Raw genomic sequence first — 15,067 nt, 5'->3', positions numbered from 1 at the left:
AGCGGCTCACCGGATCTCGAGGATCTTCTCCCGCATCGCGTAGACCACCGCCTCCATCCTGGAGTGCAGCTGCAGCTTCTCCAGGATGTTGCGCACATGGTTCTTCACGGTGTTCTCGGAGATGAACAACTCCTTGGCGATGTCCCGGTTGTTCATCCCGGTGGCCACGAGCTTGAGGACCTCCAGCTCACGGTCCGTCAGCCGCGGCGCGGGCACCAGCCGGCGCTCGTCCGTCCGCTGGATCATCGACTTGAACTCGGTGAGCAGCTTCGACGCCATGGAGGGGCTGATCTGCGACTGCCCGTCGGCCACCGCGCGAATGGCGGTGGCCACCTCGTCCGTGGAGATCTCCTTGAGGAGATAGCCCGTCGCACCGGCCTTGATCGCGTCGTAGAGGTCGGCTTCCTCGTCGCTGATCGTCAGCATGATGATCTTCGCGCTGGGAGCCACCTCCTTGATGGAGGTGCACGCCTCGATACCGCCGCGCTTCGGCATCCGCACGTCCATCAGGACGATGTCGGGCAGTAGATCGGCGGCCTTGTCGGCAGCCTCGGCGCCGTCACCCGCCTCCCCCACGACCTGGATGTCCTCCTCGGCCGCCAGCACGATCTCCAGGCCCCGGCGGAACAGAGCGTGGTCGTCCACCACAAGGACTCTGATCGGCTCCTTGCGTGGAGTGCCCGCATCCGGGCCCATGCCGACGACGCCGTCGTCCGCATCTCCGTCATGCATCGGTCCGAAGGTGTCCGCCATCGTTCCTCCCCCTGAGGCTGTGGCCGTGGTGCTGTGCCATCGCCAACCCAAGGCAACGACCCACTCGTTGAGTCGATGCGGCCATGATTCCATGCCCGGGCGACAACACGGTGACAAGCGGTGCGCGTAACGGGCGCACACGGGTGCCCCTGGGGGCGCACACGCGCTCCAGGGGCACCGCCTCAGCTGCCACCAGGAAGATCAACCACCCAGCGCGCCGCCCGCCTCGGGAGAGTGCGCGTGGGTGACCATCGTGTCCGTCCTGAGATGAATCACACCGTAGTCGTACGCGTGCCGCCGGTAGACGACAGCGGGTTCCTTCGTCTCGGAGTCGACGAACAGGTAGAAGTCGTGCCCGACCAGCTCCATCTCGTAGAGAGCCTGGTCGAGAGTCATCGGTGCGGCGACGTGGGTCTTCTCGCGTACCACGAGGGGTCCGTCGCCCTGCACTTCGAGCGAGCCGATCTTCTTCGTCGGCACACTCTCCGCCTCTTCCGCCGGGACGGGGTGGCCGTTGCCGTTGAGCGTCGCCACTCCCGGAACGTGGTCGGCGACCTCTGCTGCCGTGAGCCGGCGTGCCCCCCGGCGCGTGTAACGCTTGTCGTGCTGCTTGCGCAGCCGGGCATCCAGTTTCTCCGCCGCCAGGTCGAGTGCCGCGTACGGATCGCTGGCCGACGCCTCCGCCCGGATCACCGGACCGCGGGAGCGGAGCGTGATCTCCACTCGGTCACAGCGGTCGGCCTGTCGCGGGTTCGGCTCCTTGGACACCTCGACGTCGAGGCTGATCACCTTGGCATCGAGCCTCTGGATCTTCTCCAGCTTCAGCTTCTCGGCCACGTGCTTGCGGAACCGCTCCGGCACCTCGGTCTTGCGGCCCTTGACGACGATGTCCACGCAGAACTCCGTTCCCGGATCGCTCCGCTTCGTTGACGGAGCATCTCCCTTTTGCACCAGGCTCCGGTGAACCCCGGAACCTCGGACTCGGTGACGTCCACCTCCTCTTCCCCCATGGGCAAGATCTCCATCCCCTGTGCTGTGGGCAAATGCGGAAAACCCCAGCACGGCATTGGGATAGGAGAGGTGTGGCCTGCGGCTTTCCCTCACAACCGAACATATCTCGCCCGGACGGATGTCGTCACCCTCTACTGCGGCGTACCTCCGTTCAGGTGAATTAGCCCTCTCGTTACCTGCAACGTTGCAAGTTCGCAGTCAGTTCCAGTTCATTTCGAAAGAATCTGGCGTGGCCGCGACAACGGCCGCACGGATCACATCACCGCCGCCGGTCACTCCCGCCATTCCAAGCCCGACGCCCGCCCGGTCCATGCCCCCTTCCACGGCGTCCGCCATCCGTTCCCTTCTGCTTTCCCAAGCCACACCCGCATACACTGGCCTCACCACATCGACACCGGCCGACACCGACTCCGCCTCCCCTCCATACGCGTTCGACCGCGAACCCGTCTCAGTGCGGCACCAGGCCGTCGCCGCCCGTACGGCCCGCGCCGCCTCCGCCAACGACGCACCCGTCGTCATCAGGTCGTCGACGAGCACGACCCGACCGCCGGAGAGCAACCGGGCCCCGCCGGGCGCCACGGCCAGCGCACCCGCGAGATTGTCCAGCCGCTGCCGGGAGTTGAGCCCCGACTGGTCGGCCACGGTCCGCCGCTGTCGCAGCACCGCCAGCACCCGGGCCGGCGTCCCGGCCCGCCGTAACTCGGCTGCCGCCGCGAGCGCGATCCGCCGCGCGGAATCCTGTCCCCGGGCCCGCACCACCGCACGCGCGGACGGAACGGGAACGAGCAGCACTCCGTCGCCGGAGCCGCCCGACCGCGCGCGGCCGCCGTGGCCCGACAAGCCCGGCCTCGAGCCCGAGACGCACCCGATCGCCGTCCCGCCGGTCCCCTCATGTGCCCTGGTGCCTTCTCCTGACACACCTTCGACCGCTCCTGCCGCCGTCCGTGCCCGAGCCTCCGCAAACCCGGCCCGCACCGCTCCCGCCAGCGCCGTACCGAGCGGCCCCGCGAGCGCCAGAGCGCCCCGTTCCTTGTGGGCCAGCAGCACGGCCCGCACCGCGTCCCCGTACCGGGCCGCAGCGTGCACCACCGGCAGCCCGGGTGGTTCCGGCACCGGTCGCACCCGGCGCGGTACGGCCCCGTCCAGGGCGGCACGGCACTCCGGGCAGAGCACCGTGCGAGGCCTTCCGCAGCCTCCGCACTCGGCCGGCAGTACCAGGTCGGTGAGGTCCCGCCACAACCCCCGCATGCCCTCCACTGTGCCAACGCCCGCGCCGACCGGCCACCCCTGTGGAAAACCCCCTGTGGAAAACTCCACGCATCGCCCACCCGACGTTCACCCACACGAGCGCGGCAACAGAAGGTGAACAGAAACGGCCGCCTCCGTCCGGGGTCCCGGACAGAGGCGGCCGTCGTCTCGGTACTCACCCCGGATAGACCGGCCCCGACCCTTCCTTGACCATCTTCTGCCACTGCTCCCCGGACGGCAGCCGCACGATCCCGTCCAGCGAGTAAGCCACCAGCGGCACCTGGTCGTCGTCGGACGCGGCGATCTCCTGCACCCCGGTCAGCGCGGCGGGCGCCGGCCCCTCCGGGGTGGAGCCGTCGACCTGGACGTACCGCATCTGCTGCACGCCCCCCTGCTCCTGCCCGACCACCACGAGCCGGCTGTCACCGGCCCACGACATGGTCGTGACCTCTTCCAACTCCGGCGCCGCGGACCTCAGTTCGAGGACCGAGATCACCGGCCGCTCCGCGTCCTTCTCGTCGCGCTCGATCCGCCCGATGAGCAGGGACTGCTTGCCGCCCTTCTCCACGACGAGCGCGATCCGCACCCCGTCCGCGGCCAGCCGCACGGCGTTGATCCGCCCGTCCAGCCCGGGAGTCCGCACCTCCAGCGGTTCACCGCCGCCCTGCCGCAGCACCACCAGCCGCGGGTGCTTGGGGTCCCGGTCCGCCACCCACAGGTCGCCCTGCGCGTCCCAGCTGGGCTGCGTCAGCCGGTCGGTCTCGGCCTTGCCCTGGCTGCGCAGCACCAGCTCCTCGTCCGGACCGCCCGACACCGTCGCACCCACGTACAACGCCTTGCCGTCGAGCCCGACCCCGGCCGCGGACTGTTCGTCCCGCGACACCGCCACCGACCGCAGCGCCTTGTCGCCCTCGCCCAGCGCGCCCGGCACCCGCTGGGCCTTCGTGCCGCTGCTGCCGCTCGCGATCCGTACGAACCGGTGCTCACCGTCGAGGAAGTACAGGTACGCCGGGCGTTGCGTCGCCCCGCGCGCGGCGACGTCCGCGACCCGGTCCTCGGCGAGGGAACACAGCTGCTTGTCGCCCGCCCGCAGCGTGACCTCGTCCACCGCGGGGGTGAGGTTCTGCAGCGTGAACAGGAGCTGAGCCGCCATCTCGTCGCACCTGCTCTCGCCGATCCGGGCGGCCTTGTCGTTCAACGGCACGGTGAGCTTGCTCCGGTCGTCGGGCGTCAGCGAGGTGACGCCCTTCTCCAACTGCGTACCCGTCGGGAAACTCGACCGGACGACCTGCCTGAGCCAGGTGGTGGGCCCCTTGAGCAGGGAGACCACCGCCTGGGTCATGGGGTCGACACGACGCCGGACGAAGACCGGATCGGCGACGGCCATGGGCTGCGCGGAGGACGCTGCGGTGGTGTTCGAGGCGAAGTAGTACTTGTTCACGGACATGTAGTTCCGCTGGAAGTCCGACTTGCCCATGACGACGCCCGGAGGCAGGGCGTCGATGCGCCACTGCCTGGTCTTCTTGTCCTTCGTGAGATGCACCGGCTGGTTGTAGGGCCCGGAGGCGGGCGCGTACGCCTGCTGCGCATCGACCGCGGCCACCTTGGTGCCGGTCAGCGTGAACGAGAATTCGGCGCCGTCCTCCCGGCCCCCCGAACGGTCGGCCTCGGTGCCCGGCCCGTCCGCGAGCACGGTGGTCGACTGCTCCGGTCTCCACACCTTCGCGGCCTGCCCCGTCAGGTACTGGCGGGCCGTCGAGTAGTTCGGATCGTCGCTGGTCAGCGCCTCGAGGAAGCCCTGGACGATGGCCGAGGGAGGCGCGTCCTTCGAGGGCGGCATGGCGAACACCCGCAACTGGGTGTCCTGCCTCGGCGTGGACTCGACGCCCCGCAGATCCCCGCTGTCGGGCATCGAGGCACACCCCGCCAGCAGTACGACCCCGCAGGCGGCGTACGCCACCGCGCGCCCCGGCGTACGCCGGGATCCCCCGTCGCGGTCAGCGCCCACGAAATGCCTCCCCATGCTTGTCCGAACCCTCCGGGCCTGTGTCCTGGCGGCCCGGATTCGCGCCGCGTTCGGTGTCCGCGACGGGCCGGTCGTCCTGCCGTCGTGTGCCTCCGCCGGGCCGCGGCACCACGCGCGCGCCGTTGCCGGGCAGCGCCGTCGGGTCCGCCGTGGGGGGCACGCCGGCCAGCCGCGGCGCGATCGGATCCCGAGACGTCATCGGAGCCTGTTCGCTCGCCGGCTGTGCCGGCACGGTGGCCGACTTCTCCCCGCTCCCGCGCGGCAGACCGGCGTCGTTGAGTCCACGATTACGGCGAGAGTCCTTGGGCTCCAGCGGTATCGGCGAGCCCCGCAGCGGCTCGTCCGCGGTCCTCGGCAGCGTCAGCCGGAACTGCGAGCCGCCGCCCGGCTCACCCCAGGCCTGCAGCCAGCCGCCGTGCAGCCGCGCGTCCTCCAACGCGATCGACAGCCCGAGCCCCGTACCGCCGGTGGTACGCGCGCGTGCCGGGTCGGCCCGCCAGAAGCGGCTGAAGACCCGGGTGGCCTCGCCGGGCTTGAGCCCGACACCGTAGTCGCGCACGGCGACCGCAACCGCCCCGCCCGCCGCGGCGAGCTTGACGACGACGTCCCTGCCCTCGCCGTGCTCCACGGCGTTGACGACGAGGTTGCGCAGCACCCGCTCCACGCGCCGGGCGTCAGCCTCGGCGACGACGGGCTGCTGGTCGCCCAGGACCCGTATCGTCGTCCCCTTGCGCTCGGCGAGCGGCTCAGCCCCGCTGACGACCCTCCGGACGACCTCCCTGAGGTCTATCGGCTCGGCCTCCAGCGCGGCGGCCCCCGCGTCGAAGCGGCTGATCTCCAGCAGGTCGGCGAGCAGCGACTCGAACCGGTCGATCTGGTCGGCGAGCAGCTCCGCCGACCGGGCGGTCACCGGGTCGAAGTCCGCGCGCGCCTCGTGGATGACGTCGGCCGCCATTCGCACGGTCGTCAGCGGCGTCCGCAGCTCGTGCGACACGTCGGACACGAACCGGCGCTGCATCCGCGACAGGTCCTCCAGCTGCTGAATCTTCAGCTGAAGGTTCTGCGCCATCTTGTTGAAGGCCTCGCCGAGCCGCGCGATGTCGTCCTCGCCGGTGACCTTCATCCGTTCCTGCAGACGGCCCGCGGACAGCCGCTCGGCGATCCCCGCGGCCATCCGCACCGGCGTGACGACCTGACGCACCACGAGCCAGGCGATCGCGCCCAGGAGCACGACCACGAAGAGCCCGGCGGTCGCCAGCGTGCCCTTGACCAGGCTGAGCGACTTCTCCTCCTGCGTGAGCGGGAAGAGGTAGTACAGCTCGTACGGGTCGCCGTTCGGGTCGCTGACCTGCTTGCCGATGACCAGTGCCGGCTGGGAGTCCTTGCTGTTGCTGTAGATGATCCGCGTGTAGCTCTGGGCGGCCGTGGGGTCGCCGTTGATCCGCTCGCGCAGGGCTTCCGGCACGCTCTTGTTGGGATCCACGTAACCGGACGCACGCGGCCCACGCGCACCGCCGCTGTCGTCACCCGCGGGCAGGGTCACCACGTCGAAGGCGCCCTGACCACCGCTGGAGAGCGACGACACGAGGTTGCTCATCCACGAGGTGAGGTTCTGCGAGGACCGCCCGTCCACCGTCGAGGCTTCCTCGTCCGTCCCGGCGGCGGCCTCGTCGGCCTTCTGCTTGGCCACCGCGAAACCGCCGGTGGCCTGGCTCTGCGAGGCCTTCACCTTGGCGTCAAGCAGCCCGTTGCGCACCTGCCCGATGACGACGAAGCCCAGCAACAGCACAACGCCCAACGACATCAGCAGCGTCGTGACGACGACCTTGAGCTGGATGTTGCGTCGCCACAGCCGCATGACGGGCAGCAGCGGCCGACGCACCCAGCGCATGAAGAGGCGGAGAACCGGGCTGCCGTGGACTCCGCCCTGCAGCAGCCCGCCCTCCAAGAAGCGTCCCCAGCGCGAACCCGTCGTCTTCCGGCCGACAGGCCGCCCCGGACGGGCCCCGGACCGGCCGGGGGCCGAAGCGGCACTGTCCCCGGACATGTCAGCTCGGTCCTGCCTTGTATCCGACACCACGCACGGTCACCACGATCTCCGGCCGCTCCGGGTCCTTCTCGACCTTGGAGCGCAGCCGCTGCACATGCACGTTCACCAGCCGGGTGTCCGCGGCGTGCCGGTAGCCCCACACCTGCTCGAGCAGCACCTCACGCGTGAACACCTGCCACGGCTTGCGCGCGAGCGCGACCAGCAGATCGAACTCCAACGGCGTCAGCGCGATCGACTGCCCGTCCCGCTTCACGGAGTGACCGGCCACATCGATGACCAGGTCCCCGATGGCGAGCTGCTCGGGCGCCGGCTCCTCCGACCTCCGCAGCCGCGCCCGGATACGGGCGACGAGCTCCTTCGGCTTGAACGGCTTCACGATGTAGTCGTCGGCGCCCGACTCCAGGCCCACGACGACGTCGACGGTGTCGCTCTTGGCCGTGAGCATCACGATCGGCACACCCGACTCCGCCCTGATCAGACGGCACACCTCGATACCGTCCCGCCCGGGCAGCATCAGATCCAGCAACACCAGATCAGGCTTCGCCTCCCGGAAAGCGGCCAGCGCCTTGTCGCCGTCAGCTACGAAAGACGGCTCAAAACCTTCACCACGCAGCACAATGCCGAGCATCTCGGCCAGTGCGGTGTCGTCGTCGACGACAAGGACTCGTCCCTTCATAAACGACATCATCCCATTCTCGTAACAGTGACCGGGGCGCTGGTGGGGAAGGTCACTGGCCTGTGACGATAGTCGTATGGGGCCGCTACTGTCTGCCCGGACGTGATCCTTGTGCGGCCCCTCCCCCGCGCGTCCCGCAGGGAGAGGGCCCGTCCCCGCCTGATCAGATCGTTGTCACCTGGCGTGATCGGGCGCACACCTCCGCAAGGGCCTCGGCGGTCACGGGCGAGACGGCGCCTTCTTCGGTGACGATCGCCGTCACCAGCTCGGGCGGTGTCACGTCGAACGCCGGGTTGTACGCCTGAGTACCCAGGGGGGCCACCGGAATCCCGCCGCCCGGCCCCGCCACCTGCACCTGGGGCGATGTGACCTCCGTCACTTCGAACCCGGGGCGCTGTTCGACCTCGATGGATGCTCCGTCCGGGGTCTCCGGATCCACGGTCGTCACCGGTGCCACCACGATGAACGGCACATGGTGGTAGCGCGCGAGCACCGCGAGCGGATAGCTCCCCACCTTGTTCGCCACCGAACCGTCGGCCGCAATGCGGTCCGCCCCGATCAGAACCGCGTCCACCTCCCCGGCCGCGAACAGCGAGCCCGCCGCGTTGTCCGTGAGCAACGTGTACGCCATGTCGCTGCGAGCCGCCTCGTACGCCGTCAGGCGTGCCCCTTGCAGCAACGGACGCGTTTCGTCGACCCACAGCCGCCGCAGCCGCCCCGCCCGATGCGCGGCGAGCGCCACCGCGAACGCCGTGCCCTCGCCGCCCGACACCAGCGAACCGGTGTTGCAGTGCGTGAGGATCCGCTGCCCGCCGCCGGGCACCAGCTCGTCCAGCAGCGCCAACCCGTGCTGGGCCATCCGGGCACTGGCCTCGGCGTCCTCCCGGTGCAGCGCCCGCGCAGCCGCCAGCGTGGCCAGGGCAGCCTGCCCGGAATCCCCGCTCCTGGCGATCTCGGCCTGGTAGGCGGACTGGGCCCTGCGCACCCCGACGGAGAGGTTCACCGCGGTGGGCCGGGCACCTGCCAGCGCCACCGCGGCCTCCTCCACGTCGAAGCCGCGCGCCGCGGCGAGCGCGACCCCGTACGCCCCCGCGATGCCGAGCAGCGGAGCCCCACGCACGGCGAGCGAACGGATCGCCTCCACCAGCGCCGACGCGTCCGTACAGACCAGGTCGACCTCCTCGGCCGGCAGCCTCGTCTGGTCGAGAAGGACCAGCACGGGCCCTTCGGGTGGCTCCTCCCAGCGGATCGCCGGTATCTCGGTCGGCCTCTTGTCCTCACCGGATTGCGCGTACTGATCAGCCATGCGGTCAGTCTGCCCGTTATCCGGCGGACCATTGAAGGTGCACAGCCCCTACCTCGCCCGGTCCCCCCACGACCACCCCATGGCACGATGGCTGCCAACCTGCCGCCGCGACCGCGGACGGGCACCGTGAAGGAGCGACGATGAACGACACTCCGGGCTGGGCCTCGCCCGGATCCGCCCCGTCCGGCGGGCAGGAACCCGACGCGTCCGGCCCTGCCGAGCCCGCCGACCGCCCCGGCACCGCCCAGCCCGCGGACGAGCCGGGCACACACCAGCAGGACGCGGGCCAACAGCCCGCCGGCTCGAAGTGGTCCACAGAGCAACCGCCTCCCAGCCAGTGGTCCGCCCCGACCGGCCCTCCGAGCCCCGGCCAGGCTCCCCCACCGCCTCCTCCCGGCCCGGGATGGGGCCCTCAGCCTCCCGTCGGCCCCGGCGCAGGCTATGGCGGCTACGGGGGCGGCTACGGCGCCCCCGGCCCCGGCGGCTACCCCGGCCCCGGCGGCTATCCCGGCTGGGGCGCAGGCTGGGGCGGCCCTCCCCCCGCTGCCAAGCCCGGCGTCATCCCGCTCCGCCCACTCGGCGTGGGCGAGATCCTCGACGGAGCGGTGTCCACCATGCGCACCCACTGGCGCACGGTGCTGGGCATCTCGCTGACCGTCGCAGTCATCACGCAGATCCTCGTCGTGCTGCTCCGAGGCCTGGTCCTCGACGACCGCGTCGACACCCAAGCCCTCAACGACCCGAGCGCGACCCTCAGCGAACTGACCAGCGCCATGGGCGACGCCATGCTCAGCTCCGCCGTCCTCTTCGTCATCACCCTGATCGGCACCATCACCGCGACCGCCCTGCTCACGACGGTCACGAGCCGCGCGGTGCTCGGCAGGCCCGTCACCATCGGCGAAGCCTGGCGCGACGCCCGCCCCCGAGTGCCGAAACTGTTCGGCCTGATCTTCCTCCTGGTACTCATCGCGCTCGGCATCGGCCTCGCAGGAGCCGTGCCCGGCATCCTCGTGGGCGCCGCCGGAGGCGGTGACGCGGCCGCCGCACTCATCGTCCTCGGCACCCTCGGCTCCGCCGTCGTCGCGCTCTGGCTGATGATCCGCTTCTCCCTCGCCTCGCCCGCACTGATGCTGGAGAAGCAGGGCATCTGGAAGTCGATGAGCCGCTCCACGAAGCTGGTCAGCGGCTCCTGGTGGCGAATCTTCGGCATCGAGCTGCTCGCCATGATCATCGCCTACATCCTGGCGGCGATCATCGTCCTCCCCTTCACCTTCCTCGCTGCCGCCATGAGCGACTCCGGCATCAGCGGCTTCGTCAACACCGGCGGCACCGGCCTCGGCTGGACCTTCCTCATCATCAGCGGCATCGGCTCGGTGATCGGCTCCATGATCACCTTCCCGATATCGGCGGGTGTCGCCGTGCTCCTCTACATCGACCAGCGCATCCGCCGCGAGGCCCTCGACCTCGAACTGGCCCGCGCCGCCGGTGTCCAGACCCCCGGCACCACCGCCCCCGGCACCACCGCGGGGAGTTGATGCGGTGAGCCTGGCGGGGGGAGTTCTCACAACACTGCCGGCACTGCCACACGCCGCCGAAACAGCCGTACGGTCCCTGCTGCGCGCCGGCGACACAGCCGTGCTCACATCGGTGGCCTCCGACGACGAGCCGCCGCTGACGATCCCGCGTGATCCCGCGCGGGAGGCGGCTCGACGCGAGCTGTCCAAACGCATGTACCACGAGAACGACCCCAGCCTGTTCCAACGCGCCCTCAACGCCTTCTGGGACTGGGTCGACGGCCTGTTCAACGCCGCCTCGGGAGCGACACCCGGCGGCACGGTCGGCCTCGTCGTCATCATCCTCGCCGTCCTCGCCGTCCTGGGCGCCCTGTGGTGGCGCCTCGGCACCCCCCGCCGCCAACCCACCTCCGCCCCCGCCCTGTTCGACGACCGCCCCCGCAGCGCCGCCGAACACCGCGCGGCCGCCGAGGCACACGCCGCCCAGGGCCACTGGAACCAAGCCCTCCAGGAACGCATGCGAGCCATCGTCCGCGCCCTCGAGGAACGCGCCCTTCTCGACGTCCGCCCGGGCCGCACCGCCGACGAGGCGGCCGCCGAGGCCGGCCGCGCCCTGCCCGCCCACACGGACCCACTCCGCGCCGCCGCCGAGCAGTTCGACGACGTCACGTACGGCGGCCGCAGCGCGAGCGAGCTGTCGTACCACCGCATCGCCGAACTGGACCGCGACCTGGAGCGCACCAAACCACAGCTCACGAGCAGCACCCCCAGCACGGCCCACAACGCCCGCCGGGGAGCCGCCGAATGACCTCCGAGGCCACGCTCCCGCCCACCTCGGCCTCGCCCACCGCCCGCCAGGTGTGGACCCGCGCGCGAGGCATCGCCCTGGCCCTCGCCCTCCTCATCGCCGGGGCCGTGGCGATCGCCGTGGTCCGCTCCGACACCCGGCACGGTTCCCTCGACCCACGCTCCGTCGACCCGTACGGCAGCCACGCCGTCGCCGAACTCCTCTCCGAACGCGGCGTGGACACGCACGTGGTGACCACGCTGGACGAGGCACGCGACGCGGTCGGCCCGGACACCACCCTCCTGGTCGCCGCCCCCGACCTGCTGACGCACCGTCAACAGAACCGACTGCACTCGGCGACGGCCGACTCCGGCGGCCGTACCGTCCTCGTCGCCGCCGGCAGCCCGTCCGTCGAAAGACTCGCTCCCGGCGTCATCGCGGACCCCGCCACCAGCCTCGACTCGACGCTCTCCCCCCACTGCGAGCTGCCCGCCGCCGAGCGCGCGGGCACCGCCGACACGGGCGGCATCCGCTACACCACCACCCACCTCGACGCCGACAAGTGCTACCCCAGCGAACGCCTCGCCACCCTCGTCCGCGTCCCGGACAAGACCGGGAACGGCGACACCGTCGCACTCGGCGCGCCCGACATCCTCCTCAACCACCACCTCGACGAGCAGGGCAACGCCTCCCTCGCCCTTCAACTCCTCGGCTCCCGCCCCCATCTGGTCTGGTACCTCCCCTCGCTCTCCGACACCTCGGCCGCCGAGCCCGAAGACGAGCGCGGCTTCTTCGACCTGCTCCCCTCCGGTTGGCTCTGGGGCACCCTGCAGCTCTTCGTCGCCGCAGCCCTGGCCGCCCTCTGGCGGGCACGCCGACTCGGCCCCCTCGTGCCCGAAAAACTCCCCGTGGCGATCCGCGCCTCCGAAACCGTCGAAGGCCGCGCCCGCCTCTACCGCAAGGCCAACGCCCGCGACCGCGCGGCCGCCGCTCTTCGCTCCACCACCCGCACCCGCCTCGCCCCCCTCATCGGCGTCCCCGTCACCCAGGCGCACACGCCCGAGGTCATGCTCCCCGCCCTCTCCGCGCACCTCCACGGCGACGGACAGTCCCTGCACTCCCTCCTCTTCGGCCCGCCCCCCAGCGACGACGCGGCCCTGCTCGCACTCACCGACCAACTCGACGCCCTCGAAAGAGAGGTACGCCGTCCATGATGGCCCCGACCACTGACAACGCCGGGCCCACGGGGGACCCGGGCAGCGCCCGCGCCTCCCTGGAGGCCCTGCGCGCCGAGATCGCCAAGGCCGTGGTCGGCCAGGATCCCGCCGTGACCGGCCTCGTCGTCGCCCTCCTCTGCCGCGGACACGTTCTCCTTGAAGGAGTCCCCGGAGTCGCCAAAACGTTGCTCGTCCGCGCCCTCGCATCCGCACTCGAACTCGACACCAAGCGTGTCCAGTTCACCCCGGACCTGATGCCGAGCGACGTGACCGGCTCCCTGGTCTACGACACCCGCGTCGCCGAGTTCTCCTTCCAGCCCGGCCCGGTCTTCACCAACCTGCTCCTCGCCGACGAGATCAACCGCACGCCCCCGAAGACCCAGTCGTCCCTCCTGGAAGCCATGGAGGAACGCCAGGTCACGGTCGACGGAACCCCTCGCCCCCTCCCCGACCCCTTCCTCGTCGTCGCGACCCAGAACCCCGTGGAATACGAGGGCACGTACCCCCTCCCGGAAGCCCAGCTGGACCGTTTCCTCCTCAAGCTCACGATCCCGCTCCCCTCTCGTCGGGACGAGATCGACGTCCTCACCCGCCACGCCGAGGGCTTCAACCCACGCGACCTGCACGCCGCCGGCGTACGCCCCGTAGCGGGCCCGGCCCACCTGGAAGCCGCCCGCGCCGCAGTCGCCAAGACGACGGTCTCCCCCGAGATCACCGCATACGTCGTGGACATCTGCCGCGCCACTCGCGAGTCGCCGTCCCTCACCCTCGGCGTCTCCCCGCGCGGTGCCACCGCTCTCCTCGCCGCCTCACGCGCGTGGGCATGGCTGACCGGCCGGGACTACGTCATCCCCGACGACGTCAAGGCCCTCGCCCTCCCCACTCTCCGCCACCGCGTACAACTGCGCGCGGAAGCCGAGATGGAGGGCGTGACGCCCGACTCCGTGATCAACGCGGTCCTGGCCCACGTCCCCGTCCCCCGCTGATGGCACTCACCGGACGCACCGCGCTCCTCGCGGCCCTCGGCTCCCTCCCCGTCGGCATCTGGGACCCCAGCTGGACGGGCATCCTCGCGGTCAACGCCCCCCTGGCTCTCGCCTGCGCCTGCGACTTCGCCCTCGCCGCGCCTGTGCGACGCCTGGGCCTGACCCGCTCCGGCGACACCTCCGTACGCCTGGGCGAATTCGCCGACGTCACTCTCACGGTCACCAACTCCAGCCGCCGACCCTTGCGGGCCCACCTCCGCGATGCGTGGCCCCCCAGCACCTGGCGGTCCGGCACCGAAACGACAGCCTCCCGCCACCACCTCACGGTGCCCCCGGGCGAACGCCGCCGCGTCACCACGCGTCTACGACCGACCCGCCGCGGTGACCACCAGGCCGACCGCGTGACGATCCGCTCGTACGGCCCCCTCGGCCTCTTCACCCGCCAAGGCACCCACAAGGTCCCCTGGACGGTACGCGTCCTGCCCCCGTTCAACAGCCGCAAGCACCTGCCCTCGAAACTCGCCCGCCTGCGCGAACTCGACGGCCGCACCAGCGTGCTCACCCGCGGCGAGGGCACGGAGTTCGACAGCCTGCGCGAGTACGTCCCCGGTGACGACACCCGCTCCATCGACTGGCGCGCCACTGCCCGCCAGTCCGCGGTCGCCGTACGCACTTGGCGTCCCGAACGCGACCGCCACATCGTGCTGGTCCTCGACACCGGCCGCACCTCCGCGGGCCGCGTCGGCGACGCCCCGCGCCTCGACGCCTCCATGGACGCGGCACTTCTCCTCGCCGCGCTGGCATCCCGCGCCGGCGACCGCGTGGACCTGCTCGCCTACGACCGTCGGGTACGCGCCCTGGTCCAGGGCCGGGCGGCCGGCGACGTCCTGCCGTCCCTCGTCAACGCGATGGCCACACTCGAACCCGAACTCGTCGAGACAGACGCCCGGGGCCTCACGGCCACCGCCCTCCGTTCGGCTCCCCGCCGGTCCCTGATCGTGCTCCTCACGACGCTCGACACGGCCCCCGTGGAGGAGGGCCTGCTCCCCGTGCTCCCGCAGCTCACCCAGCGCCACACGGTCCTGGTGGCATCAGTGGCCGACCCCCACATCGCCCGCATGGCGACGGCACGCGGCAACGCGGAGGCGATTTATGAGGCAGCGGCTGCGGCGCAGGCCCAAACCGAACGCCACCGTACGGCCGAGCAACTCCGGCGACACGGCGTAACGGTCGTGGACGCTACTCCGGAGGAACTGGCGCCGGCGCTGGCGGATGCGTATTTGGCACTCAAGGCGGCGGGACGGCTGTGAGGGGAAAGGCCGTCCTGTAACGCACGGGCATACAGGGGTGTGTAACGCAGAAAACCCCCGCACCATAAGGTGCGGGGGTTTTCCCAATGATTGTTCGGCGGCGTCCTACTCTCCCACAGGGTCCCCCCTGCAGTACCATCGGCGCTGTGAGGCTTAGCTTCCGGGTTCGAAATGTAACCGGGC

12 protein-coding genes and 1 rRNA gene are annotated in these 15,067 nt (G+C 71.0%); 5 read left to right on the top strand and 8 right to left on the bottom strand.

Features of this window, described 5'->3' with window-relative positions:
* Positions 1-6 precede the first annotated feature (6 nt).
* The 7 genes from ACFYWX_RS21650 to mtnA form a co-directional block, all read right to left on the bottom strand.
* Positions 7-753 (bottom strand): response regulator, encoded by a 747-nt coding sequence (locus ACFYWX_RS21650; RefSeq protein WP_389425686.1) that lies wholly within the window; start codon positions 751-753, stop codon positions 7-9.
* Positions 754-954: 201 nt separating this feature from the next.
* Positions 955-1,647 (bottom strand): ribosome hibernation-promoting factor, HPF/YfiA family, encoded by a 693-nt coding sequence (hpf, locus tag ACFYWX_RS21645; RefSeq protein WP_389425685.1) that lies wholly within the window; start codon positions 1,645-1,647, stop codon positions 955-957.
* Positions 1,648-1,962: 315 nt separating this feature from the next.
* A complete protein-coding gene (locus ACFYWX_RS21640) occupies positions 1,963-3,012 on the bottom strand; it encodes a ComF family protein (RefSeq protein WP_389425684.1) in 1,050 nt (349 codons plus the stop codon).
* Positions 3,013-3,187: 175 nt separating this feature from the next.
* Positions 3,188-5,020 (bottom strand): LpqB family beta-propeller domain-containing protein, encoded by a 1,833-nt coding sequence (locus ACFYWX_RS21635; protein WP_389425683.1) that lies wholly within the window; start codon positions 5,018-5,020, stop codon positions 3,188-3,190.
* Positions 5,010-7,085 (bottom strand): MtrAB system histidine kinase MtrB, encoded by a 2,076-nt coding sequence (gene mtrB, locus ACFYWX_RS21630; protein WP_389425682.1) that lies wholly within the window; start codon positions 7,083-7,085, stop codon positions 5,010-5,012. Before mtrB ends, ACFYWX_RS21635 begins: the two co-directional genes overlap by 11 nt.
* 1 nt (position 7,086) lies before the next feature.
* On the bottom strand, positions 7,087-7,776 hold the full coding sequence (mtrA, locus tag ACFYWX_RS21625) for a two-component system response regulator MtrA (RefSeq protein ID WP_187283109.1): 690 nt from the start codon (positions 7,774-7,776) through the stop codon (positions 7,087-7,089).
* A 151-nt stretch (positions 7,777-7,927) separates the two neighbouring features.
* The gene (gene mtnA / locus ACFYWX_RS21620; RefSeq protein WP_389425681.1) at positions 7,928-9,070 is read right to left on the bottom strand and encodes an S-methyl-5-thioribose-1-phosphate isomerase; all 1,143 of its coding nucleotides are present in this window, start codon (positions 9,068-9,070) and stop codon (positions 7,928-7,930) included.
* 140 nt (positions 9,071-9,210) lie between these two features.
* Here mtnA and ACFYWX_RS21615 point away from each other — a divergent pair, with 140 nt between their 5' ends.
* From ACFYWX_RS21615 to ACFYWX_RS21595, 5 genes are read left to right on the top strand one after another with little or no spacing between them, the layout of a single operon-like run.
* Positions 9,211-10,605: a hypothetical protein gene (locus ACFYWX_RS21615; protein ID WP_389425680.1), complete on the top strand. Its 1,395-nt coding sequence runs from the start codon at positions 9,211-9,213 to the stop codon at positions 10,603-10,605.
* A gap of 4 nt (positions 10,606-10,609) precedes the next feature.
* Positions 10,610-11,392, top strand: a complete 783-nt coding sequence (locus tag ACFYWX_RS21610) for a DUF4129 domain-containing protein (RefSeq protein ID WP_389425679.1) — start codon at positions 10,610-10,612, stop codon at positions 11,390-11,392.
* The gene (locus ACFYWX_RS21605; RefSeq protein WP_389425678.1) at positions 11,389-12,585 is read left to right on the top strand and encodes a DUF4350 domain-containing protein; all 1,197 of its coding nucleotides are present in this window, start codon (positions 11,389-11,391) and stop codon (positions 12,583-12,585) included. Before ACFYWX_RS21610 ends, ACFYWX_RS21605 begins: the two co-directional genes overlap by 4 nt.
* Positions 12,582-13,574, top strand: coding sequence for an AAA family ATPase (locus ACFYWX_RS21600; protein ID WP_389425677.1), 993 nt, complete (start codon positions 12,582-12,584; stop codon positions 13,572-13,574). Before ACFYWX_RS21605 ends, ACFYWX_RS21600 begins: the two co-directional genes overlap by 4 nt.
* Entirely contained in the window at positions 13,574-14,884 is a 1,311-nt protein-coding gene (locus ACFYWX_RS21595; protein ID WP_389425676.1) for a DUF58 domain-containing protein, read from the top strand. The genes ACFYWX_RS21600 and ACFYWX_RS21595 overlap by 1 nt, the downstream gene beginning before the upstream one ends.
* Positions 14,885-14,976: 92 nt before the next feature.
* On the opposite strand, the gene rrf is transcribed toward ACFYWX_RS21595, so the two are convergent.
* Positions 14,977-15,067, bottom strand: a 5S ribosomal RNA gene (gene rrf / locus ACFYWX_RS21590); the annotation flags it as partial.

The organism is Streptomyces sp. NPDC002888 (assembly GCF_042888465.1).
Lineage (GTDB): Bacteria > Actinomycetota > Actinomycetes > Streptomycetales > Streptomycetaceae > Streptomyces.
The sequence above is the reverse complement of the archived record's forward strand: the minus strand, read 5'-3'. Positions and strand labels throughout refer to the sequence as shown.

What these genes read in the sequence shown, in the direction of transcription:
- ACFYWX_RS21650 (WP_389425686.1), bottom strand. Translation starts at nt 753, where the DNA reads ATGGCGGACACCTTCGGACCGATGCATGACGGAGATGCGGACGACGGC.
- ACFYWX_RS21640 (WP_389425684.1), bottom strand. Translation starts at nt 3,012, where the DNA reads ATGCGGGGGTTGTGGCGGGACCTCACCGACCTGGTACTGCCGGCCGAG.
- mtrB (WP_389425682.1), bottom strand. Translation starts at nt 7,085, where the DNA reads ATGTCCGGGGACAGTGCCGCTTCGGCCCCCGGCCGGTCCGGGGCCCGT.
- mtrA (WP_187283109.1), bottom strand. Translation starts at nt 7,776, where the DNA reads ATGATGTCGTTTATGAAGGGACGAGTCCTTGTCGTCGACGACGACACC.
- mtnA (WP_389425681.1), bottom strand. Translation starts at nt 9,070, where the DNA reads ATGGCTGATCAGTACGCGCAATCCGGTGAGGACAAGAGGCCGACCGAG.
- ACFYWX_RS21615 (WP_389425680.1), top strand. Translation starts at nt 9,211, where the DNA reads ATGAACGACACTCCGGGCTGGGCCTCGCCCGGATCCGCCCCGTCCGGC.
- ACFYWX_RS21605 (WP_389425678.1), top strand. Translation starts at nt 11,389, where the DNA reads ATGACCTCCGAGGCCACGCTCCCGCCCACCTCGGCCTCGCCCACCGCC.
- ACFYWX_RS21600 (WP_389425677.1), top strand. Translation starts at nt 12,582, where the DNA reads ATGATGGCCCCGACCACTGACAACGCCGGGCCCACGGGGGACCCGGGC.
- ACFYWX_RS21595 (WP_389425676.1), top strand. Translation starts at nt 13,574, where the DNA reads ATGGCACTCACCGGACGCACCGCGCTCCTCGCGGCCCTCGGCTCCCTC.